The sequence below is a fragment of the Nocardia sp. NBC_00565 genome (assembly GCF_036345915.1).
Lineage (GTDB): Bacteria > Actinomycetota > Actinomycetes > Mycobacteriales > Mycobacteriaceae > Nocardia.
This window is the reverse complement of the sequence record NZ_CP107785.1, coordinates 1,039,424-1,065,225: the sequence shown is the minus strand read 5'-3', so window position 1 is coordinate 1,065,225 and position 25,802 is coordinate 1,039,424. Positions and strand designations below refer to the sequence as shown.

The 25,802-nt window shown below is 66.4% G+C and carries 22 protein-coding genes; 13 read left to right on the top strand and 9 right to left on the bottom strand.

What is annotated here, in order from left to right:
- Positions 1–73 precede the first annotated feature (73 nt).
- The 3 genes from OG874_RS05250 to OG874_RS05240 are packed head-to-tail and all read right to left on the bottom strand — an operon-like array spanning position 74 to position 3,627.
- On the bottom strand, positions 74–682 hold the full coding sequence (locus OG874_RS05250; protein WP_330257185.1) for a bifunctional 4-hydroxy-2-oxoglutarate aldolase/2-dehydro-3-deoxy-phosphogluconate aldolase: 609 nt from the start codon (positions 680–682) through the stop codon (positions 74–76).
- A 20-nt stretch (positions 683–702) separates the two neighbouring features.
- Positions 703–2,316 (bottom strand): N-acyl-D-amino-acid deacylase family protein, encoded by a 1,614-nt coding sequence (locus tag OG874_RS05245; protein ID WP_330253994.1) that lies wholly within the window; start codon positions 2,314–2,316, stop codon positions 703–705.
- Positions 2,317–2,325: 9 nt separating this feature from the next.
- Positions 2,326–3,627, bottom strand: a complete 1,302-nt coding sequence (locus OG874_RS05240; protein WP_330253993.1) for an amino acid deaminase — start codon at positions 3,625–3,627, stop codon at positions 2,326–2,328.
- A gap of 88 nt (positions 3,628–3,715) precedes the next feature.
- Here OG874_RS05240 and OG874_RS05235 point away from each other — a divergent pair, with 88 nt between their 5' ends.
- From OG874_RS05235 to OG874_RS05220, 4 genes are all read left to right on the top strand, one after another.
- A complete protein-coding gene (locus OG874_RS05235; RefSeq protein WP_330253992.1) occupies positions 3,716–4,819 on the top strand; it encodes a sugar kinase in 1,104 nt (367 codons plus the stop codon).
- 64 nt (positions 4,820–4,883) lie between these two features.
- Positions 4,884–5,660: an IclR family transcriptional regulator gene (locus OG874_RS05230; protein WP_330253991.1), complete on the top strand. Its 777-nt coding sequence runs from the start codon at positions 4,884–4,886 to the stop codon at positions 5,658–5,660.
- A 2-nt stretch (positions 5,661–5,662) separates the two neighbouring features.
- Positions 5,663–6,070: a RidA family protein gene (locus tag OG874_RS05225; protein ID WP_330253990.1), complete on the top strand. Its 408-nt coding sequence runs from the start codon at positions 5,663–5,665 to the stop codon at positions 6,068–6,070.
- A gap of 136 nt (positions 6,071–6,206) precedes the next feature.
- Entirely contained in the window at positions 6,207–7,685 is a 1,479-nt protein-coding gene (locus OG874_RS05220; protein ID WP_330253989.1) for an FGGY-family carbohydrate kinase, read from the top strand.
- 72 nt (positions 7,686–7,757) lie between these two features.
- Here the strand turns inward: OG874_RS05220 and OG874_RS05215 are convergent, their stop codons facing one another.
- Complete coding sequence (locus OG874_RS05215) at positions 7,758–8,750, bottom strand: sugar-binding transcriptional regulator (protein ID WP_330253988.1); 993 nt, start codon at positions 8,748–8,750, stop codon at positions 7,758–7,760.
- Positions 8,751–8,868: 118 nt separating this feature from the next.
- On the opposite strand from OG874_RS05215, the gene eltD reads away from it, so the two are divergent.
- From eltD to OG874_RS05175, 8 genes are read left to right on the top strand one after another with little or no spacing between them, the layout of a single operon-like run.
- Positions 8,869–9,945, top strand: a complete 1,077-nt coding sequence (gene eltD / locus OG874_RS05210; protein WP_330253987.1) for an erythritol/L-threitol dehyrogenase — start codon at positions 8,869–8,871, stop codon at positions 9,943–9,945.
- Between the two features lie 33 nt (positions 9,946–9,978).
- Positions 9,979–11,385, top strand: coding sequence for an ABC transporter substrate-binding protein (locus OG874_RS05205; protein ID WP_330253986.1), 1,407 nt, complete (start codon positions 9,979–9,981; stop codon positions 11,383–11,385).
- A gap of 31 nt (positions 11,386–11,416) precedes the next feature.
- Complete coding sequence (locus OG874_RS05200; protein ID WP_330253985.1) at positions 11,417–12,376, top strand: carbohydrate ABC transporter permease; 960 nt, start codon at positions 11,417–11,419, stop codon at positions 12,374–12,376.
- A gap of 3 nt (positions 12,377–12,379) precedes the next feature.
- The gene (locus OG874_RS05195; protein ID WP_330253984.1) at positions 12,380–13,246 is read left to right on the top strand and encodes a carbohydrate ABC transporter permease; all 867 of its coding nucleotides are present in this window, start codon (positions 12,380–12,382) and stop codon (positions 13,244–13,246) included.
- Positions 13,246–14,379, top strand: coding sequence for an ABC transporter ATP-binding protein (locus OG874_RS05190; RefSeq protein WP_330253983.1), 1,134 nt, complete (start codon positions 13,246–13,248; stop codon positions 14,377–14,379). The genes OG874_RS05195 and OG874_RS05190 overlap by 1 nt, the downstream gene beginning before the upstream one ends.
- A complete protein-coding gene (locus tag OG874_RS05185; protein WP_330253982.1) occupies positions 14,376–15,500 on the top strand; it encodes an ABC transporter ATP-binding protein in 1,125 nt (374 codons plus the stop codon). Before OG874_RS05190 ends, OG874_RS05185 begins: the two co-directional genes overlap by 4 nt.
- Positions 15,501–15,510: 10 nt before the next feature.
- A complete protein-coding gene (locus OG874_RS05180; protein ID WP_330253981.1) occupies positions 15,511–17,229 on the top strand; it encodes a dihydroxyacetone kinase family protein in 1,719 nt (572 codons plus the stop codon).
- Positions 17,226–17,690 carry a ribose-5-phosphate isomerase gene (locus OG874_RS05175; RefSeq protein ID WP_330253980.1) on the top strand — a complete coding sequence of 155 codons (465 nt, stop codon included), beginning with the start codon at positions 17,226–17,228 and terminating at the stop codon, positions 17,688–17,690. Before OG874_RS05180 ends, OG874_RS05175 begins: the two co-directional genes overlap by 4 nt.
- A gap of 100 nt (positions 17,691–17,790) precedes the next feature.
- Here the strand turns inward: OG874_RS05175 and ppc are convergent, their stop codons facing one another.
- The 5 genes from ppc to OG874_RS05150 form a co-directional block, all read right to left on the bottom strand.
- Positions 17,791–20,562, bottom strand: coding sequence for a phosphoenolpyruvate carboxylase (gene ppc / locus OG874_RS05170; protein WP_330253979.1), 2,772 nt, complete (start codon positions 20,560–20,562; stop codon positions 17,791–17,793).
- A gap of 134 nt (positions 20,563–20,696) precedes the next feature.
- Complete coding sequence (locus OG874_RS05165; protein ID WP_330253978.1) at positions 20,697–21,272, bottom strand: GTP-binding protein; 576 nt, start codon at positions 21,270–21,272, stop codon at positions 20,697–20,699.
- 31 nt (positions 21,273–21,303) lie between these two features.
- Positions 21,304–21,741 (bottom strand): DUF742 domain-containing protein, encoded by a 438-nt coding sequence (locus OG874_RS05160; protein WP_330253977.1) that lies wholly within the window; start codon positions 21,739–21,741, stop codon positions 21,304–21,306.
- Positions 21,738–22,166, bottom strand: a complete 429-nt coding sequence (locus tag OG874_RS05155) for a roadblock/LC7 domain-containing protein (protein WP_442943292.1) — start codon at positions 22,164–22,166, stop codon at positions 21,738–21,740. Before OG874_RS05155 ends, OG874_RS05160 begins: the two co-directional genes overlap by 4 nt.
- Positions 22,163–24,817: a sensor histidine kinase gene (locus OG874_RS05150; RefSeq protein WP_330253976.1), complete on the bottom strand. Its 2,655-nt coding sequence runs from the start codon at positions 24,815–24,817 to the stop codon at positions 22,163–22,165. Before OG874_RS05150 ends, OG874_RS05155 begins: the two co-directional genes overlap by 4 nt.
- A 447-nt stretch (positions 24,818–25,264) precedes the next feature.
- Between OG874_RS05150 and OG874_RS05145 the strand changes: the two genes are divergently transcribed.
- The gene (locus OG874_RS05145; protein ID WP_330253975.1) at positions 25,265–25,798 is read left to right on the top strand and encodes a DUF3558 domain-containing protein; all 534 of its coding nucleotides are present in this window, start codon (positions 25,265–25,267) and stop codon (positions 25,796–25,798) included.
- Positions 25,799–25,802 lie beyond the last annotated feature (4 nt).

The window sequence follows — 25,802 nt, the reverse complement described above, 5'->3', positions numbered from 1 at the left end:
TCGGCCCGGGCATACGCCACCCGGCGCTGTGTGGAATGGTTCGCTCGCTGCGCTCCCTCACCGTGGGTACCTCTCAATTCATGGATCGAACGAATGACGCCGCGCGCGAGGCGATATCGGACCATCGGCCCGTGGCGACGTCGGATGGGGCCACGACATCGGTACCCGCGGTCACGGCCACGGCTCCGTTGGCGAGGAATTCGGCGGCATTGCCAACGTTGACGCCCCCGGAGGGGATGAGCGCCACGTCGGGAAAGGGGCCGCGCAGGTCTTTCAGGTAGCCGGGGCCGAGCGCCCTGGCGGGGAAGATCTTCACCGCGGCGGCGCCGAGGTCGAGTGCGGTGAGGACCTCGGTGGGCGTGAAAGCGCCCATCACGACCGGAATATCGCGCTCGGCCGCGACGGCCGCGACCTCGGCGCGCACACCGGGGGTGACGAGGAACCGCGCCCCGTTATCGATCGCGGCCTTGGCCTGATCGGCGTGCAGCACGGTCCCGACACCGATGACCGCGCCCGGGGCTTCGGCCGCCGCGCGCAGATAGCCGAGCACACCGGGGGTCGTGAAGGTCAGCTCCAAGGTACGAATCCCCGAGCGCGCCAACGCATCCGCCAGCGCCGCCGGATCCGGAATCCGCGGCGCGCGTACCACACTCAGCACCCGGTCAGCGCGGATGACCTCCATCGCGCTGAGAACCTCGGCGTTCAATATGTCTCCTTCCGCGAGGCATCCATCCGCAGCGCACGCCCGGCGAGTTTGCCGGTGGGCGTGCCGTTTTCGATGGCGAACTCGCCATTGACCAGCACGTGCCGAATGCCGCGCGCTTGCTGCTTGGGGTTCTCGAAGGTCGCGGTATCGATGATCGTCGCCGGATCGAACAGCACGAGATCCGCGGCGTACCCGGTGAACACGTGCCCGCGATCGCTCAACCGCAGCCGCTCGGCGGGCCGCCCGGTGAGGTGGTGCACGCATTCTTCGAGCCCGAGCACCCCGAGTTCACGGACGTAGTGGCCCAGATAGCGCGGAAAGGTACCCCACGCGCGCGGATGCGGCCGATCGCCGACGAGCAGCGCGTCACTGCCGCCCATATGCCCCGCATGCACCATGATCGCGCGCACGTTCTCCTCGTGCCCGACGTGCTGCAGGATGGTGGTGGCCAACTGATCTCGGCGCAGCAGGTCGAAGAACACCTCGACCGGCGCGCAGCCCCGATCGGCCGCGATTTCGGCGAGGGTCTTGCCGACGCACTCCCCCAGTTCCGCATGCCCGACGCCGCTGATCTGAATGGTCTCCCATTCGACCGTCACGCCGTGGCAGCCGTCGGAGCCGTGCACGTTCACATCGAGGGCGATACGCGCCCGCGCCTCGGGATCGTCGATCCGCGCGAGCGCCGCATCCGGACCACCCGACATCGCCCAACTCGGCAGCAGCGCCGAAAGTGTCGTCGAGCCGGGCAGATACGGGTAGGTGTCCAGGGTGATATCGCACCCCTCGGCCCGCGCGGCGTCGATCAGTGCCAGGAATTCCGGTGCGCGCCCGCGGTTCACACCGAAGTTCATCGTCGCGTGTGTGAGATGCAGTGCGCATCCGGTGCTGCGGGCCAGGCCGATCATCTCGGCGTACGCCTCCAGCGCGCCCTTCCCATAGGAACGGGTGTGCGGAGCATAGAATCCGCCGTACTCGGCGACCACCTCACACAGCGCCGCCAATTCCCCTGTGTCGGCATACATTCCGGGCGTATAGGTCAGTCCGCTCGACATACCGACCGCACCCTCGCGCAGTCCCTGCGCGAGCAGCTCGCGCATCCGCCGGATCTCGTCGATGGTCGCCGCCCGCTGTTCACTGCCGACGACGAGCAGCCGCAGCGTGCCCTGCGGGACGAGATAGGCGGCGTTGGGCGTGATGCCCTGATCGAGCCGGTCCAGATACTCCCCGACGGTGCGCCAGGAGAAGTCCAAGTCGGTGGGATTGCCGTTCCATCCGGCGATCTGACGCCGCAGCACCGACAGGGCGGCGTCATCGATCGGGGCATACGACAGCCCGTCCTGTCCGATGACCTCGGTGGTGACGCCCTGGCTGATCTTCGGGAAATGCCCCGGATCGGTGAGCAGGTGCAGGTCGGAGTGGGCATGCATATCGATGAAGCCGGGGGCGAGCACCGCACCGGGCTCGGCATCGATGAACCGCGCCGCCTCGGCGATCGTGCGCGGCGCGGCGATCGCGCTGATCCGGCCACGATCGATGGCGACATCGCCCCGGAAGCGTGGCGCTCCGGTTCCGTCTACGACATCGATATCGCGAAATACTAAGTCCGTCATGGCCGCTCGTCAGAAGAAGGTGTGGACGAGGTCGACGATGCGCGGCCGTTCGGCGTCGGCATCATCGATGACCGGAATCAGTCGCCACTTGTCGAAGGCCGTACACGGATGTGACAGGCCGAGCCGCACCACACTGCCGACGGGCAGATCGGTAGCCGCACCGCCGGGCAGCCGCAGGAATGTGTGCTGATCATTGAGCGCACTGACATGCGCCGCCGGATTCAATGAACCTTCCGGTCCCGCAACGAATTGCGGGACCGGAAGCCCCTCATCGAAGGGCAGATCGCGCTTGCCCGCATCCAGCAGCGCGAGTTCCACCTCGGGCCGGGAAACGGTGCGCGCCCACCCGTGCATCGCCGAGCGCAACGGGCGCTCGCTGCGCGGCGCGGCCAGCGGCGAGATACCGGCGTAGAAGCCGTCGTCGTGGATGATGTACGCACCCGAGCGCAACACCACCGTGGTCGGAACACCCTGTGCGCCTTGCTCATCGGCGAGTCCGGCCAGACATTCCACGACCAGATCCGGGTAGGCGCTGCCGCCCGCGGTGACGATCGCCTGTTCGGTATAGCGTCCGGCGGCGGCGAGTTCCCGGTGCAGACGAGCGATTTCGTCCAGATAGTGCCGTACGGCGGCGACACCGTCCGGGGTGCGGTCGTGGGCGAGCGCACCCTCATAGCCGCCGACACCGGCCAGCGTCAGCCGTTCGGCGTGGCCGACCGCCGCGGCGATCGCATGCGCCTGCTCGACCGTGCGCGCACCCGTACGTCCGTGCGGCCCACCGAGTTCGACGATCACCCGAATGCGCGGATCGCCCGGTGCCGATCGCAGGTGCTCATCCATCAGCGCGACTGTCTCTACGCTGTCGACCCAGCAGACGAACTCGAAGTCCGGGTCCAGCGCCAGTTCCGCGGCGACCCAGCGCAATCCGACGGGATCCACGAGCGCGTTGGCGAGCACGATCCGCCCGACGCCGAATGACCGGGCCACCTGCACCTGCCACACGGTGGCGAAGGTGATGCCCCAGCTGCCTGCCGCCAACTGCTGCGCCCATAGCTGCGGCGCCATCGTTGTCTTTCCGTGCGGCGCCAGGCGCACGCCCGCGGCCGCCGCCCAGTCGGCCATCACCGCGACATTCGCTGCGACGGCGGCGCGATCGACGGTCAGCACCGGGGTTTCGAACTCGTCGAGGTGCGGCGCGGCGTCCAGGAACTCCCGCACGGTGCGGCCCCATGCGGCGGGCGGCAGACCCTTGTGCTCGGGGCCGAGCGTCCGATCCGCCAGTGCGGCAACGGCTTTCTCGTCGATCGCCACGTCGCTCCTTCCCGCGGAATCGCGTCCGCCGAGTCATATCCTCCACGCATTGCATATTTTGCAACGCTTGTTGCGCATCGTGTTTTGTGTGGTTATTCTGCACTGGATGGCCGGTGGCCGCAAGGGCAGAAGGGAGATCGATGTGACGTCGTCGACTACGTCGCCCCGCCCACGGGCGGTGACCATCGGTGAGGGGCTCGCCGTACTGGTGGCGCGCCCCGGCCCGCTGGAGGACTCGGAGAACTTCGAGCGAACCGCGGGCGGTGCCGAGGCGAATGTGGCCACCGTGCTCACCCAGCTCGCGGTGGACGCCGCCTGGATCTCGCGGGTCGGCGACGACGGGTTCGGCCGATATCTCACCGGACATCTCGCCACCCGCGGGGTGGATGTGTCCGCGGTCGTCATCGATCCCACGCGGCCGACCGCCGTCTATGTGAAAGAGCGGGGCAGCGGCTCGGGCAGAGCGACCGATCTGGCCGAACGAGCCAGCCGAATGCTGTACTACCGCACCGGTTCCGCCGCCAGCGCGCTGTCCACCGCGAATCTCGCGGCCAGCGCCGCGGCCGGACTGCTCGACCGCTGCGGACTCGTGCACTTCACCGGCATCACCACCGCACTCTCGGCATCGGCGACCGGACTCACCGAAGCCCTTGTCGCACTGCCCCGTCGCGGCAGGCTGGTGAGCTTCGACCTGAATTACCGTCCGGCACTGTGGGCCGCACGGATCGAACAGGCCGCCGACGTGCTGGCCCGCCATGTACGGGGCTGCGATGTGGTCTTTCTCGGCGCGGACGAGGCCGGCGCGGTCTTCGGCACCGACGACCCCGACCGATTGCGCGTGCTGTTCCCGGAGCCGGAACACCTGGTGGTCAAGAACAATGAGCATTCGGTGACCGGATTCTTCGGCGCACAGCGCGCTGAGGTGCCCGCGCTCGGACTCGAGGTCACCGAACGGATCGGTGCGGGTGACGCGTTCGCGGGCGGCTACCTGGCCGCGCTTCTGCACGGGCGTCCGCTGGCGCAGCGCCTGCGTTTCGGACATCTCTGCGCGGCAGCGGCGCTGACCGGGACCGGTGATGTGGCGGAACTGCCTGCACCGCGCACCTTGGCCGCCCTGGCGGAGCTCGATGAGTCCGCTTGGGGGCGTGTGCATTACCGCAGAGATGTCGTAGCCGAGAATGTGGCGTCATGAGCGAGCGAATCGAAGACACAGCGTCCGTGGCGATGACGGAGCCGAACGTCAGCGAGGCGGAGTCATGAGCCAAAGCTTGTTGCGCGCGTTGACCATATTGCTGTCGCTCGGGGAGGACACACGGTCGCTGGATCAGCTGGCTGGTGAACTCGGCGTGCACAAGTCGACCGTGTTGCGGCTGCTGCAGACCATGGAGTCGCAGCGCTTCGTCACTCATGACAGCCAGCACCAATACGTTCTGGGCTCACGGCTTTTCGAGCTCGCGAACCGGGCCTTGGAGCAGCGTGACGTCCGCACCCTCGCACGCCCGCACCTGAGCGCGCTGAATTCCGCTACCGGCCAGACGATTCACCTCGCCACCTATGAATCGGGCGATGCGATCTATATCGACAAATTCGACGCGATCCAGAGCGTGCGGATGTACTCGCGAATCGGGCGGCCCGCTCCACTGCACTGCACGGCCGTTGGAAAGGTGCTCGTCGCCGCGCAGCCGCGCGCGGACTGGCGGACCATCGCGGACCGCATCGACTACCGCAAGTTCACCGACCGCACCATCCGCACCCCCGAGCGCTACCTGATGGAGCTGGAACTCGTTGCCGCACAGGGCTATGCGGAAGATCACGAGGAGCACGAGAGCTTCGTCAACTGCATCGGCGTCCCGGTGCGCAATGGCACCGGCGTTGTGGTCGCGGCGGTGTCGATGTCGGTACCGGACATGCTGCTCGACCACGACCAGGTGCTGGCCGAGCTGCCACGGGTCCGCGCGGCGGCCGAGGCCATCTCCACCGAACTCGGCTGGACTCCCGGCCGCACCGCTACCTTCACCGCCACGAAAGGGTAACCATGAGCGACAAGATCGCCGTCCGCACCTCCAAGGCACCCGCACCGGCGCACACTTTCTCCCAGGGCGTGCGCAAGGGCCCGTTCGTCCAGGTCTCGGGCCAGGGCCCGGTCGACCCGGCGACCGGTGCGTACCTCTTCCCGGGTGATGTTGCCGCCCAGACGATTCGGACTCTGCAGAACGTCAAGGCCATCGTCGAGGCGAGTGGCGCCACCTTCGACGATGTGGTGATGCTGCGCGTCTACCTGACCAAACGCGAAGACTTCACCATCATGAACGACGCCTACGGCGAATTCGTCACCGCCAACACCACCGGCGACGTCCTGCCCAGCCGCACCACAGTTTTCACCGGCCTGCCCCGCGAAGAGATGCTCGTCGAAATCGACGCCGTCGCGATCGTCTCGGGCTAGCTAGTCGGCCCGGACGATGGGGGCGGCCGCGAATGCCGCCGCCGAGATCGAGCCGATCACCTCCAATAGCTGCGGATCGTAGTGTGGTTCTTCGGTCCGGCCTGCGGTTCGGCGCGAAGCGCATAGGCTGACGTCCGTGGATCTGCTTGTTGGTATTGATATGGGGACGGGGAGCAGTAAGGGCGTACTTGTGCGGCCCGATGGAACGGTGGTCGCCGAGCATCAGGTCGGCCATGAGATATCGTTGCCGCGGCCGGGTTGGGCCGAGGTCGATGCGGTGGGCATGTGGTGGGCCGAAGTGTGCACGATCAGCCGCGCGCTGATGGACGCCGTACCGCAGGGGTCGCGGATCGCCGGAATGTGCGTGAGTGGCGTCGGCCCGTGCCTGGTGTTGTGCGACGAGCACCTGGAGCCGGTGCGTCCGGCCATCCTGTACGGCATCGATACTCGGGCATCGGCCGAGATCGCCGAACTCACCGAACTGTTCGGTGCGGAGGAGATCCTCACGCGGGCGGGTAAGTCGCTATCGAGCCAGGCGGTCGGCCCGAAGGTCGAATGGGTGCGCAAGAACGAACCGGAGGTGTTCGCCCGTGCGCGCCGCTGGTACGGCTCGAATTCCTTTGTCGTGGCGAAGCTGACCGGCGAATACATCCAGGACCACCACACGGCGAGTCAATGCGACCCGCTGTACTCGATTCGCGACTTCGACTGGAATGCCGAGTGGGCTGGGCGAATTCTGGGCTCGCTGCCGCTGCCCCGGCTGGTGTGGCCGTCCGAAGTGGTCGGTGCGGTGACCGGCACGGCGGCCGCGCAGACCGGGATCCCGGGAGGCACACCGGTGGTGGCGGGCACCGTGGATGCCTATGCCGAGGCATTCAGCGTTGGTGTACGGCATCCCGGTGATCTCATGTTGATGTACGGCTCCACGATGTTCCTGGTGCAGGTTCTGGAGAAGTTTCACACGAACCCGGCACTGTGGACGACGACCGGTGTCCAGCAGGGCACGTACGCGCTCGCCGCGGGCACCTCGACCGCGGGCAGCCTGACCAACTGGTTGCAGAAGGTCACGGGAGGAGCGCCTTTCGACAAGCTGATGGCCGAGGCGTCGGCCGTGCCGCCCGGCTCGGAAGGGTTGGTGGTACTGCCGTACTTGGCCGGCGAACGCACCCCGGTATTCGATCCGGATGCTCGCGGCGTCATGGCCGGGCTGACCCTGCGGCACGGGCGTGGCCACCTGTTCCGCGCCGCGTACGAGGGGATTTCGTTCGGTATCCGCCAGATTCTCGAGATGTTCGACGATGCCGACTCGCCGGTCACGCGGGCGGTCGGGGTAGGCGGCGGACTGCGGAGCCCGGTGTGGGCACAGACGCTCAGCGACATCACCGGGTTGACCCAACTGCTGCCGGAGCAGGCCATCGGCGCGAGCTACGGTGACGGACTGCTGGCCGCGATCGGCGTGGGGCTGGTTGCGCCCGAAACGGATTGGGCGCGCATCGCGCGCGAGGTCCCGCCGAATCCGGTGCACCGCGAGCGATACGACGAGCTGTACGCGATATGGCGAGAGCTGTATCCGGCGACTCGCGATCAGGTGCATCGGCTGGCCCGGCTCAGCTGACGGTGTAACCTCCGTCGATCGGAATGTCGACGCCGGTGATCAGTACTCGCTTCCCCTCGAGACGGATCGAATTCACCGGCTCCCCATGAGCTGCTGTGCGGTCAAGGGGTCGGTCACGAGCTGGTTGAAGTACCCGGCGTGCGCCCCGGCGAGAATCGGCGCCACCTTATCGGCACCGACCGCCACCGCGATGCCCACCGGAATCTGTTGCAGCACAGACAACTCCACGGCGATCAACCGTTCCCTGCCGGGAAAGTCGACGGGTTCGCCCGCGCGGTTGTAGAACCGCGAACACACATCTCCGACGGCTTCGCGCAACGACTCGGAGGTGGTGGGAACGAACTGCGGGATGTCGTCACGCAGCAGCGGCGGCGCGCCGACTGCCATGAGTGCGCAGCGCGCCCTCGGCCACAGGTCCAGCACGCGCTGAATGGACGGATCGGCATGCAGGGTGTTGTAGAGGTCTGGCCCGGGTAGCGCGGGCGCGAACAGGTAGTTCGGCCGGCCGCCGAGTTTGTTGGAGATCAGCCGAGTGATCTCATTGGTCTGATACCACTCCTCGGGCTGGTCGTTACCGCCGACCGTGGGTGCGACGAGTACGCCGGGAATGCGTTCGAGGTCGAACTGCGCCACCTCGTAGACGGTGCGCCCCGACGAAACCAGCAGCACATCGCCAGGGATCAGCCCGACGTCCGACAGTGCGCGCGAGACCGCGGGCGCGAGGTAGCCGCCCATCACCTCGACGGTCGGCTTGGCCGAGGTCGGGGCCGGTAGCGGCGCGGACAGGTAAACCCGTTGCAGCCCGATCGCCGCGGCGAGGCGGTCTGCGAGACCGCCGTGATCGTCGGCACGCGGTTCGCGGACTTCGATGCGGACGATGCCTTCGCGGCGAGCCTGGGACAGCAGCCTGCTCACCGTCGCCCGGCTGGTGCCGAGCTTGCGGGCGACTTCGGCCTGAGTGGCCTCCTCCTCGTAGTACATCTTCGCGGCCGCGTATAGCAGGGACGGCGCGAAGTGGCCGCTCTCGGCGGTCGTCGGCGCCGGAGCGTCGGAGCTGCTGTGCATGCCTGAAGTATTCCACTGCACATCTGTTCACACCAATAGTTCACTGAACATCGGTTCTGGACAAATGCTTTCGCGGTCGGTTACTGTGATCGGCGACACATGATGAAGGGCAGTGGTGATGGCGGAGAAGATGCAGGCGGTGGTCTGCCACGGTCCCGAGGACTACCGGCTGGAAGAGGTTCTCGTTCCGGTTCCCGGGCCCGGCGAAGCGCTGGTTCGGGTTGAGGCAGTGGGGATCTGCGCGAGCGACCTGAAGTGCTATCACGGTGCGGCCAAGTTCTGGGGCGACGAGAACCGCCCCGCCTGGGCGGAGACGGGCGTGATTCCAGGCCACGAATTCGTCGGCGAGATCGTGCGGATCGACGCCGAAGGTGCCGCCCGCTGGGGTGTCGAAGTCGGTGACCGCGTGGTCTCCGAGCAGATCGTGCCGTGCTGGAAATGCCGCTACTGCCTGCGTGGGCAGTACCACATGTGCAAGCCACACGACATCTACGGCTTCAAGCGCCGCACCCCTGGGGCGATGGCGAAGTACATGGTCTATCCGGTCGAGGCGCTGGTCCACAAAGTGTCCAAGGACCTTCCACCGGCACACGCCGCATTCACCGAACCGCTGTCGTGCTCACTGCATGCCGTCGAGCGCGCCGGTATCACCTTCGACGATGTCGTGGTGATCGCGGGCTGCGGTCCGATCGGTCTCGGCATGGTCGCCGGTGCGCGAGCGAAGAACCCGGCCCACGTGATCGCCCTCGATATGGCACCGGAGAAGTTGGCGCTGGCCCGCGAGTGTGGCGCCGATATCGCGATCGACATCCGCAACCAGGATGCCGAGGCGATCGTCATGGATCTCACCGACGGCTACGGCGCGGATGTCTATCTGGAGGGCACCGGGCATCCCTCTGCTGTGCCCCAGGGCCTGAATCTGTTGCGCAAGTTGGGAACCTACGTCGAGTACGGCGTTTTCGGCAGCGCTGTGACCGTGGACTGGAGCATCATCAGCGACGACAAGGAACTCGACGTGCGCGGCGCGCACCTCGGTCCGCACTGCTGGCCCGCGGCGATCCGAATGCTCGAGTCGGGCGTGCTGCCGATGGACAAGATCTGCACACATCAGTTGCCGCTCAGCGACTTTCAGATGGGCCTCGATCTGGTGGCCAGCGGAACCGAATCGGTCAAGGTTTCGCTGATCCCGTCCTGACCGGCCGAGAAAAGTTCGATGAGGAACAGACATATGAGCGAACATCAGTTTTCGCGCCGGGACTTGTTGCGCACCATGGGTATTGCCGGTGCCACGGCTGCGGCTCTCCCGGTGCTCTCGGCCTGCGGTGTCGGCGGCAGTTTCGCTGCCACCAACGGCGCAGGCGAGGTGAGCGGGCCGTTCAACTGGCGCGCCGCGGCGGGCACCACCTTGAACCTGCTGCAGACACCGCACCCCTACCAACAGTCGTTGCAGCCACTGCTCGCCGAGTTCACCCAGTTGACCGGGATCACGGTCAACGCCGACCTGGTACCGGAGGCCGACTACTTCACCAAACTGAATACCGAATTGGCCGGTGGTACCGGCAAACACGATGTGTTCATGCTGGGCGCCTACTTCATCTGGCAATACGGTCCACCCGGCTGGGTAGAGGATCTCGCGCCCTGGCTCGCGAACTCGTCGGCAACCAGCGACGAGTACGACTTCGAAGACATCTACGCGGGCCTGCGCACCTCCACCCGCTGGGACTTCAACCTCGGCAGCCCGCTCGGCAGCGGTGGACAATGGGCGATCCCATGGGGCTTCGAGAACAACGTGGTCGCCTACAACAAGGCCTATTTCGACCAGCGGAAGATCACCCTGCCGGATACGTTCGAGAACTTCATCCAGCTCGCCGTCGATCTCACCAACCGCTCGCAGAACAGGTACGGAATCGCCACCCGCGGATCCAAGTCGTGGGCGACCATCCACCCGGGATTCATGACCCAATTCTCCCGGGAGGGCGCCAAGGACTACGAACTCTCCGGCGGCGAGCTACAGGCGGCCATGGACTCCGAGGCCGCGGTGAACTTCACGAAGAAGTGGATCGAGATGCAGCATCTCGCCGGGCCGACGTCGTGGACAACCTACGACTATCCGCAAGCCACCGGCGATCTCGGTGACGGCACCGCGATGATGGTCTACGACGCCGACAGCGCGACCTACCCGAAGAACAAGCAGGGGGCCAGCGCGCAGGCCGGCAATATCGCCTGGTATCCGGGCCCGGCCGGACCGGGCGGCAACTACAACACGAATCTGTGGACCTGGTCGCTGGCGATGAACGCGCAGTCCGAGCACAAGCACGCGGCCTGGCTGTTCATCCAGTGGGTCACCGGTAAGGAGGCACTCTCGAAAGCCGTGCAGGGCGGCATCTTTGCCGATCCCGTGCGTAAGTCGGTGTTCGACGGCGTGTTCAAGCAGCAGCTCGGTGGTATGCCGGGCTACCTGGAGGCATTCGAGACGGTGATCGGCAGCTCGAAGATCCAGTTCACCCCGCAGAAGAAGTTCTTCGACACCACCGAGAACTGGGCAGTCGCGCTGCAGGACATCTACGGCGGCGCGAACGCCCGGTCACGGCTGGCCAGTCTGGCCAAGACCTGTACGTCGAAGGTCAATCTCTGACCCGACGTGGGTCGAAGAAAGGGAGGTGGAGATGACCACCCAGTCCGTTCGTCCGCCCGCGCAGGCGGACCCGGAAATCCCGAGCCGAGCGGATTCTCCTGCCGCTCCGGAGGTTCCGCGATGGCGACGCAAGCTACGGCCGTACCTGCTGTCCGTTCCCGCCGTGCTGATCGTGATCGGGATTCTCTACCCGTTCGTGATCGGCGCGTACTACTCGGTGCTCAATTACGCTGCGGTGAACCCGAATCCGGTATTCATCGGCCTGCGCAACTTTGTCAGCGTGCTCGGTGACGTCGAGTTCTGGAGCAGCGTTCGCGTCACCGCGACATTCGCGGTGGTGGCCACCGTCGTCGAAACTCTCGTCGGTGTCGGAATAGCCTTGTTGCTCAACCGGTCCAGCCTTATCGGGCGGATCTTCGAGAAGGTGCTGATCCTGCCCCTGATGATCGCGCCGGTAATCGCCGGAGTGATCTGGAAGCTGATGTTCAACCCGCAGTTCGGGGTGCTCAACCATGTATTGGGCCTCGGCTCCACGTTCGACTGGCTCAGCAGCCACAACGCGATGTGGTCGGTGATCCTGGTGGATCTGTGGATCTTCACACCGTTCGTCGCGATCCTGGTGCTCGCCGGGATCCGGTCGCTGCCGAAGGAACCCTTCGAGGCGTCCGCGGTGGACGGCGCGAGTTGGTTCTACATGTTCCGCAAGCTCATGCTGCCGATGCTGTGGCCCTACATCCTGGTCGCGGTCATCTTCCGATTCATGGACAACCTCAAGGTCTTCGACGCCGTGTACGTGCTCACCGCCGGCGGGCCCGGCATAGCGACGCGGACCCTGCAGATCGGCGCCTTCGAGGACTCCATCATCAACCTCGACTACTCCCGCGGCAGCACCTACATGTTCCTGCTGTGGGTGATCGTGTTCATCACCGCACGTCTCCTGGTGAGCGTGCTCGGAAAGGCGCAGCGTCGCGCCGCTGGAGCGGAGTCGTAGATCATGGCCAAGGAACTGTTACCCGGACAGCGACGATTCACGCCGGCTTCGGTGGGCGCGGACCTGGCGCTGATCGGTTGGTTCGTCTTCTCCCTGTTCCCGATCGTGTGGATGTTCCTGCTGGCGTTGAAGACTCCGGCAGCGCAGACCACCACGTACTTCGAGTTCAGCCCGACCCTGGAGAACTTCGGCACGGTGCTGAGCCATCGGGGCACCGACCTCACCAGCGTGGACTTCAAGTCCGCGCTGATCACCAGCTTGATCAATTGCGGTGGGGCCGTGCTCGTCTCGTTGGTCATCGGCATCCCTGCCGCGTATGCGGCGGGCCGCTGGCAGTACAAGGGCTCCAACGACCTGATGTTCACGATGCTCTCGTTCCGGTTCGCCCCCGAGTTGATGGTGATCGTGCCGCTGTTCGTCATCTACAACCAGATCGGCCTGTTCGACACCAAGCTCGGCATGGTGTGGGTGCTGCAACTGGTGACGATGCCGCTGGTGGTCTGGATCCTGCGGTCCTACTTCCAGGATCTGCCGGAAGATCTGGAACAGGCTGCCCTGCTGGACGGCTACACCCGGCGGCGGGCCTTCGTGATGATCGCGCTGCCGCTGGTGCGCCCGGGCATCGCCGCCGCGGCGCTGCTCGCATTCATCTTCGCCTGGAACAACTACGTATTTCCGCTGATCCTGGCCGATAACAACGCCAGTACCGTCACCGTGGCGATCACGAAATTCCTCGGCGGCGGCGGCCAGGCCTACTACAACCTCACGGCAGCCGCCGCGGTGATCGCAGCGCTACCACCACTGATACTCGCACTCACCATCCAGCGGTACCTGGTGCGCGGACTCTCCTTCGGGGCGGTGAAGTCCTGATGGCACACCTGACGATCAGCGAACTGACCAAGCACTACGGGAAGACGGTCGGCATCGAGGGCGTATCGCTCGATATCGCCGACGGTGAATTCTTCGTCGTCCTCGGCCCGTCCGGCGCAGGCAAGACGACGACGTTGAAATCGATCGCCGGACTGATCGAGGTAGACAGCGGTTCGGTGCACATCGGCGATACGGATATGACGAAAGTGGAGCCGTACCACCGCAATGTGGCGATGGCGTTCGAAAGCTACGCGCTCTATCCGCAGCAGACAGTGGCGCAGAACCTCGCCTCGCCGTTGCGCTCCGGACGGACCGGGAGGTACTCCGAAGCCCAGCAGCGGGAGCGAGTGGATGCGGTCACCGCGACACTCGGGATCGACCATCTGCACCAGCGGTTTCCCCGCGAACTGTCCAACGGGCAGCGTCAGCGAGTAGCGCTCGGTCGGGTGCTGATCCGGCCCGCGGACGTCTATCTGCTCGACGAGCCGCTGTCGCATCTCGACGCGAAGCTGCGCGCCGCCATGCGTGCGGAACTTCGTGAATTGGGGCGCATGTCGAATACGACAACGGTGTATGTCACGCACGACTACCAGGAGGCACTGGCGCTGGGCGACCGGATCGCTATTCTCCGCGACGGACAGCTGGTGCAGGTCGGCACACCCGAAGCAATCTGGCGTCGGCCAGTCGACACCTTCGTCGCGAAGGCGCTGGGCCAGCCGGAGATCAATATTGTCGAGGCGACCGTCGAGGACGGTGTGCTGCGTGTGCCTGGAAGCGGTATCGGCATTCCGGTGCCCGCCGGCGTCGGATCGGGCGCGAGTAGCCGTGCACGCCTGGGCATTCGACCGTGCGATATCGAGGTCGCCGACCGGGAAAGTCACGCGCCCGGCGTGGCGAACCTGCCCGGCACGATCACCCTCACCGAGCGGCTGGGCCGCAATGTCGAGGTATCGGTCGATGTCGGCGGTACTTCGCTGATCGCACTGTCCCCGGGTGGTCCGCACATCCGCGAGGGCGCCGGTGTCGTGGTGACGGTATCGCTGGCCGACGTGCACATCTTCGAACCCGGCGAACCCGGCAGCGACAGTCGCCGTCTCGGTGCAGCCGCAGTCAAATCCGAGGAGCGGCAATGACAGTCGAGACCAACGGCGGTAAGTCGGTCGCGCAGCGGTTGACCCTCGAGCGCCTCACCAAGACCTACTCCGCACGCGGCCGGGAAAGCTTCCAGGCCGTCAAGGGCATCGAGCTCGACATCGAACCCGGCGAGCTGGTCGCCCTGCTCGGCCCGTCGGGCTGCGGCAAAACGACCACCTTGCGCATGATCGCCGGACTCGAGACGGTGACGAGCGGCGGCATCCGCATCGGCGAGCGCACCATCACCGATCTGCCACCCGGAAAACGAGGCGTCGGGGTGGGATTCGAGAGCTACGCCCTCTATCCTCCCCTGTCGATTCGGCAAAACCTCAGCTATGGGCTGAAGGCGCGCAAGATCGCCGGCGCCGACCAACTGGTTGACGATATCGCGCATCGGCTGGAACTGCAGGACCTGCTCGACCTGCGTCCCGCGAGCCTGTCCAGCGGGCAGAAGCAGCGCGTCGCGTTGGCCCGGGCGCTGGTCCGCAATCCGCCGGTGCTGTTGCTGGACGAGCCGCTCTCGCACCTGGACGCCTCGGCGCGACAACGGGTGCGGCGCGAGTTGAAGGTGCTGCAACGCGAATTCGGTTACACCACCATTGTCGTCACCCATGACCAAGTGGAGGCGTTGAGCCTCGCGGATCGGCTTGCCGTCATGGACGGCGGGCTCATCCAGCAGTTCGGCACGCCCGATGAGGTGTTCGATGATCCGGCCAATCTCTTCGTCGCCGGGTTCGTCGGTGAGCCGCAGATCAATGTCATCGACGGTGTGGTCCGGCGCGACGGCGCCGATACCGTTGTCCAAATCGGCAGCGGCACACTGCCTGTGGCCGCATCCGGGGTGGTCGATGGTCAGCGGGTCACGGTCGGCGTCCGCCCGCAGGACAGCCGGATAGTCGTCGGACCGGTCGCCCCGGGACGGCTGACCGGGACGGTCCGCTACTTCGAGCACCTGATGGAGTTCGGCCGGGCAGCGCTCGATGTGGACGGTATCGACGCCCCGCTCCTGGTCGAGACGCCGTCATACGAGAACTTCGAGGCACACCAGGCGGTCACGCTGTCCGCCCCGCCGGAGCGGGTGTACCTGTTCGATCCCGAATCCGGAAAGCGATTGCGATAGAGGTCATCTCATGACATGGCTGTACAACGACCCGGCGGCGTTCACCGAGGACATGCTGGACGGCTTTCTCGACGCAAACGCCGGATATGTCACCGGCGTCGCAGGCGGCGTGGTTCGCGCGGCTCCGACGCGGCCCGGCAAGGTCGCCGTGGTCGTCGGTGGCGGATCAGGCCACTACCCCGCGTTCTGCGGAGTGGTGGGGCCCGGTTTCGCCGATGGCGCGGTAGTCGGAAATATCTTCACCTCGCCGTCGGCGGCGGCTGCGGTGTCGGTCGCCCGTGCCGCGAGCGGCGGCGCGGGCGTCCTGCTCACCACCGGTAACTATGCGGGCGACGTCATGAATTTCGGCTTGGCGATCGAGCAGCTGAACGCGGACGGAATTCGCGCGCGCTATTTTGCGGTGACCGACGACATCGCAAGTGCGCCAACGGAGGACATCGGAAAACGACGCGGCATCGCGGGCGATTTCACGGTATTCAAGTGTGCGAGCGCGGCGGCCGAGGCGGGCTACGACCTCGATGGTGTGGAGCGGATCGCTGCGCTGGCCAACGACAACACGCGGACCTTGGGCGTCGCCTTCGACGGCTGCACCCTGCCCGGTGCCGCGGCACCGTTGTTCACCGTCGAGAGGGGCACCATGGGCCTCGGCCTCGGTATTCACGGTGAACCGGGCGTCGCCTCGCACGATATGCCGACGGCCGCCGAACTCGCGGAACTGCTGGTGTCGGGTGTGCTGAAGGAGAAACCCGCCGGCGCCGGCGCACGAATCGCGGTGATCCTCAACGGACTCGGCCGCACCAAGTACGAGGAGCTGTTCGTCGTCTGGGCCACTGCGGCCCCGTTGCTGCGCGCCGCGGGCTACACCGTGGTCCAGCCGGAGGTCGGCGAGTTGGTAACCAGTCTCGACATGGCGGGGTGCTCACTGACCGTGATGTGGCTCGACGACGAGTTGGAACGGTTCTGGACCGCGCCCGCGGACACTCCGGCATATCGGCGGGGCAGTTACGCCCAGGCTCCGCGGCAACGCCGCCGCAGCACCATCGCCGCAGCCACCGCGGGTCGGCACGAGATGGCGGCGGTTGATGATGCGGCGCGAGCGTGTGCTGGCACCGTCGCGCACGTGCTGCACGCCGTCGAATCGAAAATGGTTGCGGCCGAAGAGGAACTCGGCCGAATCGACGCGATCGCCGGGGACGGCGACCACGGTCGCGGTATGGTCCGCGGCACTCGCGCGGCGAGCGCGGCCGCGGACGCCGCCGTCGCGCGCGGTGCGGGTCAGGGCGGTGTGCTGAAGGCCGCCGGTGAGGCGTGGGCCGCACAGGCGGGCGGCACATCCGGCGTGCTGTGGGGTGCGGCGCTGACGGCGATCGGCGGCGTGCTCGGCGACACCGGTAGACCCACCGATACCGACATTGCCGTGGCGCTGCGTGCGGCATACGACGCCCTCGGCCGCCTCGGCGGCGCACAGCCGGGAGACAAGACGATGCTCGACGCGCTGCTGCCGCTCCTCGAGGCGGTGGAACGCGGCGAGTCCTGGCACGCCGCGGCCGTCGCCGCCGAGTCCGCGGCGCGGGCGACCGCCGAACTGCGCCCCAAGGTCGGTCGCGCTCGCCCCCTGGCCGAGCGGAGCCTCGGCAGTCCCGACGCGGGCGCGATCTCGCTCGCGATGTGTGCACGAACGGCCGTCGACACATTCGAAACAGTTGCCACGGAAGGAGCGCATCGATGACCGGACGACTCAGAATCGTAGTCGGTTGCGACGACGCCGGTCTGGAGTACAAGAACGCGATCAAGGCCGATCTGCAAGCCGACGACCGGGTCGCCGAAGTGATCGATGTCGGTGTCGGCGGGAACGACGAGCACACCGCCTATCCGCACGTGGCGGTCACCGCCGGCCGGATGATCGCGGACGGCAAGGCCGACCGCGCGCTGCTCGTGTGTGGCACCGGCCTCGGTGTCGCGATCAGCGCGAACAAGGTCACCGGCATTCGCGCGGTCACCGCACACGACAGCTTCTCGGTCGAGCGATCAGTGCTCAGCAACGACGCACAGGTCTTGTGCTTCGGGCAACGTGTCGTCGGGATCGAGCTGGCCCGCCGGCTGGCGAAGGAATGGCTCGGCTACCACTTCGATCCCGAGTCGGCATCGGCGGCGAAGGTAGCCGCCATCGGACGCTACGAAAGCGCCTGATGCGTTCCGGCACCAGTGACGCGGAACTGATCCGGGTCGCCGGTACTCGGTGGGCCCGTCGAGGACAATCGGTGCAATCCGACCCGGCCCGAATTGCCCCCTAACCCGAGTTGCGCAGCGCGGTGGCGAGGCCGTTCATCGTCAGCAGGATGCCGCGTTTGACGAGTTCGGAGTCATCGCCCGCGCGCAGCCGGCGCAGCAGATCCACCTGCATCTGATTCAACGGCTCCAGGTACGGGAAGCGGTTGTGGATCGACTCCGCCAGTGACGGGTTGTCGGCGAGCAGGTGATCGTTGCCAGTGATCGCGGCGTGCATGCGGATGGTCCTGGCATGTTCGTCCCGGATCATCCCGAAGATCTGCTCGCGCAATGCCACATCGTCGACGAGTTCGGCATACCGGGCGGCGATATCGAGATCGCTCTTGGCCATGACCTGAGCCAGGTTCGACAGCACAGTACGGAAGAACGGCCAGCGCTGGTAGAGATCCGCGAGCGTGGCCAGACGCCGCGGATCGCCGCCGACCCACTCCTCCAGCGCCGCCCCGGTGCCATACCAGCCCGGCAACATGACCCGAGCCTGGCTCCACGACATCACCCACGGAATGGCCCGCAGATCGCTCACCGAATTCGTCGGCTTGCGGGAGGCGGGCCTGCTGCCGATATTGAGATCGCCGACCTCGGCGACCGGCGTGGACTGCCGGAAATACTCTACGAATCCCGGAGTTTCGTGCACCAGGCGCGCATATGCCGCCCTGGCACGCGCCGCCAGATCGTCCATGAGTTCATAGGACGGCTCGGCATCGGGACCGAGCCCCTCCACATCGAGCAGCGTCGATTCCAAAGTACCCGCGATCAACGACTCCAGATTGCGGTGCGCCGCAAGGGGTTCCGCGTACTTGGCCGCGATCACCTCACCCTGCTCGGTCAGCCGCAGCGAACCGTGCACGGCACCAGCGGGCTGGGCCAGGATGGCGTCGTAGCTGCGCCCACCACCACGGCCGACGGTCCCGCCGCGACCATGGAAGAGTCGCAACCGAATTCCGGACTTGCGCGCCACCTCGACCAGATCCAGCTCCGCCCGATAGAGCGCCCAGTTGGCGGCCAGGTATCCGCCGTCCTTGTTGGAATCGGAGTACCCGAGCATCACCTCTTGCCGCATCCCCTTGGCGGCCACCAACTCTCGATACACCGGAACATCGAGCACGGCGGCCAGCGTGGCCGCACCGGCACCCAGGTCCTCGATGGTTTCGAACAGCGGCACGATATTCACCGGGCAGCTCGGCGGGCCGTCCGGCTCACCGGGATCGAGCAGCCCGCCCTCCTTCAGCAGCAACGCCGCCTCCAGCATGTCGCTGACCGAGGTGCACATGCTGATGATGTAATTCGGCACCGCCTCGATACCGAAGGTATCCACCACATCGCGTGCGGCACGGACGATGCCGAGTTCCTTGGCGGCGAGTTCGCTCAGCCGCGCATGCGGGCCGAGCAGCGGCCGCCGGGTGCGCAGTTCGGCGGCGAGCAGCTCCACCCGTTCCGCTTCGGCCAGATTCGGGTAATCCGGATGTACGCCCGCCCAGGCCAGCAGTTCGCTGACGACCTGTTCGTGCACCTCCGAGTTCTGCCGCATATCCAGGCCCTGCAGATGAAAGCCGAACGTCTCGATGGCATGTCGCAGCGCGGCCAGTCGGTCGTCGGCGAGCAGACCGTCGCCGCTGCCCCGCATCGAGGCATCCACCGCGTCCAGGTCGTCCAGTACCGCCTGCGGCGTCGGGTACGCGGGTGCGCCCATATCCAGCCCATCCGCGGGCAACTCGCCGAGCGCCGCCACCGCCGTTGCCGACAAGCGAGCCCGAATCCGGTGCAGCGCACGGCGATACGGCTCATCGGAATGCGTCGCCGGATCCGGATAACCGACCTCGGCCAGTGCCGCCACCTCCGGTGTCACCCGCACCAGGCGCGCCGACTGCGACAGCGATTTCTCCAGCTCCACCAACTCGTGCAGATACCGCCCGAACGCCACCGCCGACGCCTGTGTGGCTGCCTGCCGCACGACATCCGCTGTCACATAAGGATTTCCGTCGCGATCGCCGCCGATCCAGGAGCCGGGACGCAGCATCGGCCGCGGCAACAACTGCACGCCCGGCCAGCGCGACCGCAGCTGCGCCCGCAGTTCCGCGTTGATCGCCGGAATCACATCGAAGAGCGTGATCTCGTAGTAGCGCAGACCGACCGAGATCTCGTCCTGAATCCGCAAGCGCTGCAACCGGATCAGTGCGGTGCGCCACAGCGCGAGCACCTGGCGGCGGATCCGCTGCTCCAGATCCGCACGCGCACGCTCGGTTTCGGTATAGCGCTGACGCAACCGCATCAACTCGGTGATGCGGGTCTGCACATCGAAGACGGTGCGGCGGCGGGTTTCGGTCGGATGCGCGGTGATCACCGGCGACACCAACGCGTCGGCGAGCAGATCGGCGACCTCGGCGCCGCCCAGCGCGGCCGCGTCGAGCTTGCGATAGGTCGCCGCCAGCGAGGAGTCCTGTGGCGGCTCCCCCGCCGCCTCGTGCGCCGCGCGCCGCCGATCGCGCTGGATGTCCTCGGCCAGATTCGCCAGCAGGACGAAATAGCTGAACGCCCGGATCAACGGCAGTGCGACGGCGATATCGACGCCGTCGAGCATCTCCGCCACCGCGCTGCGCTCGACCTCTTCGCGCCGCACCCGGAACGCCTCGATCCGCACTCGTTCGATCAGGTCGAAGACCTCGGGACCCTCGTGATCGCGGATGGTGTCGCCGAGGACGCCACCGAGAAAGCGGATGTCGTCGCGCAGTGGCCGGGTCGCGTCCGGTTCGGTTTCGATCCGCGCTTGGCTCATGAATCCGACCCTACTGCGCGACGCCGAGACCTTCGCGGCGACACCCACGGCCAACGTGGTCGATATGCGTCCAGGCTGACAACGGGCTACGACACTTTGGGCCGCTCGCCCACCGGGACCGGACCGGACCTTGCTCAGCCGACTCCGCGTGCGCGCAGCTGCGGGACTGAGACGCGGTGCAGCAGGACCTGTTCGAGGAGGGCGACGAGCACCTCCTTCACCGATCCCCGTTGGCGCGCGTCACATTCCAGGACCGGGATCCACTCGTCGAGTTCCAGGGCCTCGCGGACCTCGTCGAGAGCGAAGTGGTCGCCGTTCTCGAAGCGGTTGACCACCACCACGAATGGGGTGTTGTGCTCTTCGAAGTAGTCCAGCACCGGGTAGCAGTCCTGCACCCGGCCGGTATCTACGACGATCACCGCACCGAGCGCGCCATCGACCAGGTCGTCCCACAGGAAAACGAAGCGGTCCTGGCCTGGGGTGCCGAAGAGGTAGAGGATCAGGGAGCTGTCGAGGGTAATGCGGCCGAAGTCGAGGGCGACGGTGGTCTCGGTCTTGTCGGCGCGCCGGCCGGGATCGTCGACGCCGATCGCGACCTCGGTCATCGCCGCCTCGGTGACCAGCGGTTCGATCTCGGAGATCGCGCCGATGAATGTTGTTTTGCCGACACCGAATCCGCCGCTGATCACGATCTTGACCGAGGAGGCCATGGGCCGTTCATCCGGTGGTGGTATCCGATATTCAGAGTGCCCGTACAAGGTCCCTGATCCTCTCGATGGCTGCGGTGGAAAGTTCGGCGGCGTCGTGGACCGAGACATGGCCCGCGGCCGCGAGATCGCTGACGATAACCTTCGCGACGCCCACCGGAACATGCAGCGCCGTCCCGATTTCGGCGATGGAGTGCGGCTGCTGACACAGTCGCACGACAGTGCGCTGTTCGAAGTGCAGTGGCGCCGACAGTGCGGCCGGGGCGGCCCGCACCAGGGTTTCGATGCGCAACCCGTCGATCAGCGGTGTAGTGCGACCAGCAGTGACGACGAAGGGCCGCACGAACCTGTCATCGGGGACCTGCTCGTGCGGACCAACTATCGGCGTCCGGCGGGAACCGGCCCAGCCGAAAGATTGGTGCACCGGGATCATCCGCGGGTCCGGTAACCGCGGCCGGTCCGGATCTCTCATCTGCGCAACGACTCTCGTAATTGCGAGATCAGCGCCGGGTCGAGCAGCGCTCCGGCGCGTTCGGCCAGCACCGCCATCTCGTAGCCGACGAGGCCGACATCGCAACCGCCGTCGGCGATGACGCCGAGGCAGCTGCCGTCGCCCAGTGCGGAGACCAGCAGGAAGCCGCGCTTCATCTCGATCATGATCAGCTTCAGACCGTCGAACGCGTAACTGCGCGAGGCGCTTCGGGCGAGGCTGGACAGGCCGGAAACCATCGCGGCCAACCGGTCCGCGCCATTCCGGTCCAAGCCCTCGGACATGGCGATGAGCAGACCGTCGGAGGACACCGCGACGGTTTCGCGGACACCGTCGGTGTTGCGGACGAAGTTGGCCAGCATCCAGTTGAAGGTGTGCGGGTCCGCGGTCTGTAAATGGGTGGTCACAGAAGCTCCTCTACGCTGGTTGTCGGTACTGTTGCGGTTTGCGCCAAATCCGTGGCACGCGGGATGTCTTCGGATTCCCGGGGCGGCTGCGACGATCCCGGGGCGCCGCGCTCATGTCCGGCGCGGAACGACGAGAGCATGCTGCGAATCTCGGCCGGTGACCGTTCGACGACCGGCGCGGTGGGCTGGTGCGGTGCGGCCGTGGGTTGTGTAGTGCCGCTTCCGGTCTCGGCCGCTCGGGCCCGCTTGTTGCGCTTGACCAGTCCGTTGCGGGTGCGCTGCACTCCGGTTGGCGCTGCATCGGATTCCGTTGCCACCGACGGCGTTTCGGGTATCTGCCACAACGAACCGCTCGGCTCAGCGGACGGTTGCCCCACGGGCTCAGGTACGCCGCCATCAGCGGAATCGATTGGGCTGGAAAGGAAATGCGCGAACGGCACCGGCGCGGGTGTCGGCGCCGCGAATCCCGGCCGCGAATGCGCGGGACCGCCCGGCCTCGATTGCCGGACCTCAGTGACATCGGACTCCGTCCCGCCGGTCATGCGCACACCATTGGTCGACGCGCCGGGCGTTGCCGCACCGTTCACCGCGGCACCATTGCCCGAGGCACCGTTGCCCGAGGCACCGTTGCGCGGAGCACCTGGCAGCAACTGCCCGGAAATAGCCTCGCTCGCAAGGGATCCCGTGACAGGCGCGGAATACGCCGGGGCAGTCGACATCGACCCACCCGATTCGATCGCGGAATGAGCTGAATTGCGCTCACCGGTCCCGGGCGCGTTTCGATCCTTCCCGCCAGCGATGATTTCCGCGGGCAACACCAATCGCGCGACGACCCCGCTCACCGGCGACACGTTCAACTCGACATCGATCCCGAGCCGACGCGCCAACCGACCGACCACGTAGTGCCCCAGATAACGCGTAGACGCGACGATGAAGTCGGTCTCACCGCGCAGCCGGGAATTGGCCTGCGCCAACTGCTCCACCGACATACCGACACCGTGATCCACCACGGCCAGCAGATACCCCGTCGCAAGCTTGCGCCCGTAGATCTCGACTTCCACATCCGGTGGGGAGAAGGCCAATCCGTTCTCGATGAGCTCGGCCAGCATATGCGCGAGTTCGCTGACCACCGCACCGGTGATCGCGATATCGTCCACCCGCCGCAGCACCACGCGGCGATAGTCGTCGACCTCCGACAACCCGGCGCGGATCACATCGGTGAGCGCGATCGGCTCGGCCCAGCGCCGTGGGCTCGCCGCGCCGACCAGCACCAGCAGGCTTTCGGCATTGCGGCGCATGCGGGTCGCGAGGTGGTCGAGTTCGAACAGGTTCGACAGCGCCTTGGGATCGAGTTCGGCGCGCTCGAATTCGCTGATCAGACCGAGCTGACGGCGGACCAGATTCTGGTTGCGGCGGGCCAGATTCGCCATCGATTCGGTCGTATTCCGCCGGATCAACGCCTGTGCCGAGGCCAATTCGAAGGCGGTCGTCTGGACACCGTCCAATGCCCCCGCCACAGCGGCGATTTCGGCACTCGCACCGCGCGGCGTGCGTACCGGAGCCGGCGGATCCGGTCGGGTATCGCCGGAGGCATGCCACGCAGCGATCACCTCCGGCAGACGGTGATTCGCGACATCGTCGGCCTCGGCCGCCAGCGCGCCGAGCGGGCGCACGATGGCGCGCACGCTGGCGAAGACGAGCGCCACTTCGGCGGCGATCGCGATCAGTGCCGCCAGCAGGAAGCCGCCCAGTGTCAGGGCCGCATCCTTGCGCAGCACCTCGGCGCGCTGCTGGACATCGGTGCCGACCGCCTGCTGCACCGTGCGCTGCTCGTCGATGACCGCCGTCATCTGCGACCACCAGGTACTCGGATCCACCGCACGCGCCAGCGGTCCGGCACTGGAGGCGATCGCAATACTCTCCGATTCCCCTGCCTTGACGGCATTCTCGCCGCGCAGCGCCGCATCGAGCAGCGCCTGCTGGTGCGCGGTGGCATCGCGCTCGAACGCGGCGAGACCGGCATTCTTGGCGGCGCGGATATCGAGGAACTGGACGTATTCGCCCGCGTGAAACTCATCGGCGGCGAAGACGCCGTTGAGGAATCCACGTTCCTTGGCCGTCTGCTCTTTCGCCTCCCCGAGTGCGTAGAGCGCCTGCAGACCGTGCCGGACGACGGCGTCGCGGGCCTGATCGAGCCCGAGCGTCAGCCGATTCAGCGCGGCGATGCCATCGGTATAGAACTGGAAGGCGGCCTGCCTGCTGGTGCGGCGGGCATCGATCTGTTCGCGGGTCGCCCCGAGCGCGCCGAATTGGCCTATCGCCGAACGCACTTGGGCCGCGCCGGGCGCGTTCCCGGCCGCCGCCTCCGTGAGCGCGTCCATCGCCCGATCGGTTTCGACCCGCTGGTCGGCCACCGTCTGCACCAGGCGGGTGTCACCGCCGAGCAGGCCATTGCTGAGCCCGCGTTCGCGCTGCGCCTCCTGGACCAGATCCTGCACGGCCAGCGCGAGCGAGACCGCGCGCACCGTATCGCCGCTCTCACGGAAGGCCTTGACCTCCCCGGCGACCGTCACGCCGAGCAGCGCCAGCACCAAAACCAAGGAGACGACCAGAATTCGGGCCAATTGCCCCCGAATCGTGTGCGGTCGCACTATTCTCTTCCCGGCAACCTGGCGTTCACTTCCGGAGTCGGCAGTCACATCCGGTGTGCCACCGGATTTTTCCGACCGTTGAGGTAAACGCACCACCCTGCTCCTCCGATTGCCACCCCGCGACACCTCCCCTGCGAGGGCACGGCAAGTCACCGAGCAGACTGCCCCGGGGAGCAAGTGGCTGTCAACGCGAAAACCGGACAAAACGGACATCGGAATCATTTGTATACACGCTGGTAATCAGCTGTTTTCGCAGTGTCGAACCGCTCACAACTCGCGCCGGAACGGTGTGACGTGACAACCGTCGCAGGCCGCACCGCCGAGGGTTCGGTGTGCGTGATTCTGCAACGAATCCTCGGCGCACGCCTCCCATTGCGACCACCAATGCCCTGCATATCGTTTGATAGGGTCAAGATCTCCAGGTAGTCGCAGGTAGAGAGGGCGGGGATGGCGCACCGATGGAAGTTGATGCTGCTCGCGGCGGCTGTCCTGCCGGGGTTGGTCGCGTGCGGGAGTTCGAAGAGCGGTAATCCGAGCGCGAGCAGTGAGACGAGCGCGGCGCCGGTCAAGCTGTTCGATCCGTGCACGCAGATCCCCGATGATGTGCTGACTGCCGCCGGAGTGAAGCCGTCGACCAAGGAAACCGGTATCGCGGGCGTCCATCAGTCCGGGTGGGAGATCTGCGCGTGGGACGGATCGAAGTATGCCGTTACGGTCTTCTCCACCGGTCGCACCATGGCTGAGTTCGAAAACAAGCCTGGCAATGTCGAATTCCAGGATGTCACCATCGCAGGACGGAAAGGCCGCCAGTTCCGCATCGAAGGCGGTTCGTACGACCTCATGTGCGATGTGGCGTTTCCGGCCGCGCAGGGCGCCGTCACCATCAAGTTGAGCAATCACGCGTCTCTCGACCATCCTGACGAGCCGTGCGGGCTGTTGCGGCGAGCAGCTGAACCGATCGTGCCGGTACTGCCGAAATAGTGAG

Excerpts from the sequence above, each read along its gene's own strand:
- ppc (WP_330253979.1), bottom strand. The coding sequence starts at position 20,562 with ATGAGCCAAGCGCGGATCGAAACCGAACCGGACGCGACCCGGCCACTG.
- OG874_RS05225 (WP_330253990.1), top strand. The coding sequence starts at position 5,663 with ATGAGCGACAAGATCGCCGTCCGCACCTCCAAGGCACCCGCACCGGCG.
- OG874_RS05175 (WP_330253980.1), top strand. The coding sequence starts at position 17,226 with ATGACCGGACGACTCAGAATCGTAGTCGGTTGCGACGACGCCGGTCTG.
- OG874_RS05245 (WP_330253994.1), bottom strand. The coding sequence starts at position 2,316 with ATGACGGACTTAGTATTTCGCGATATCGATGTCGTAGACGGAACCGGA.
- eltD (WP_330253987.1), top strand. The coding sequence starts at position 8,869 with ATGGCGGAGAAGATGCAGGCGGTGGTCTGCCACGGTCCCGAGGACTAC.
- OG874_RS05250 (WP_330257185.1), bottom strand. The coding sequence starts at position 682 with ATGGAGGTCATCCGCGCTGACCGGGTGCTGAGTGTGGTACGCGCGCCG.
- OG874_RS05185 (WP_330253982.1), top strand. The coding sequence starts at position 14,376 with ATGACAGTCGAGACCAACGGCGGTAAGTCGGTCGCGCAGCGGTTGACC.
- OG874_RS05190 (WP_330253983.1), top strand. The coding sequence starts at position 13,246 with ATGGCACACCTGACGATCAGCGAACTGACCAAGCACTACGGGAAGACG.
- OG874_RS05205 (WP_330253986.1), top strand. The coding sequence starts at position 9,979 with ATGAGCGAACATCAGTTTTCGCGCCGGGACTTGTTGCGCACCATGGGT.
- OG874_RS05215 (WP_330253988.1), bottom strand. The coding sequence starts at position 8,750 with ATGCACAGCAGCTCCGACGCTCCGGCGCCGACGACCGCCGAGAGCGGC.
- OG874_RS05180 (WP_330253981.1), top strand. The coding sequence starts at position 15,511 with ATGACATGGCTGTACAACGACCCGGCGGCGTTCACCGAGGACATGCTG.
- OG874_RS05145 (WP_330253975.1), top strand. The coding sequence starts at position 25,265 with ATGGCGCACCGATGGAAGTTGATGCTGCTCGCGGCGGCTGTCCTGCCG.
- OG874_RS05230 (WP_330253991.1), top strand. The coding sequence starts at position 4,884 with ATGAGCCAAAGCTTGTTGCGCGCGTTGACCATATTGCTGTCGCTCGGG.
- OG874_RS05165 (WP_330253978.1), bottom strand. The coding sequence starts at position 21,272 with ATGGCCTCCTCGGTCAAGATCGTGATCAGCGGCGGATTCGGTGTCGGC.
- OG874_RS05200 (WP_330253985.1), top strand. The coding sequence starts at position 11,417 with ATGACCACCCAGTCCGTTCGTCCGCCCGCGCAGGCGGACCCGGAAATC.
- OG874_RS05160 (WP_330253977.1), bottom strand. The coding sequence starts at position 21,741 with ATGAGAGATCCGGACCGGCCGCGGTTACCGGACCCGCGGATGATCCCG.
- OG874_RS05195 (WP_330253984.1), top strand. The coding sequence starts at position 12,380 with ATGGCCAAGGAACTGTTACCCGGACAGCGACGATTCACGCCGGCTTCG.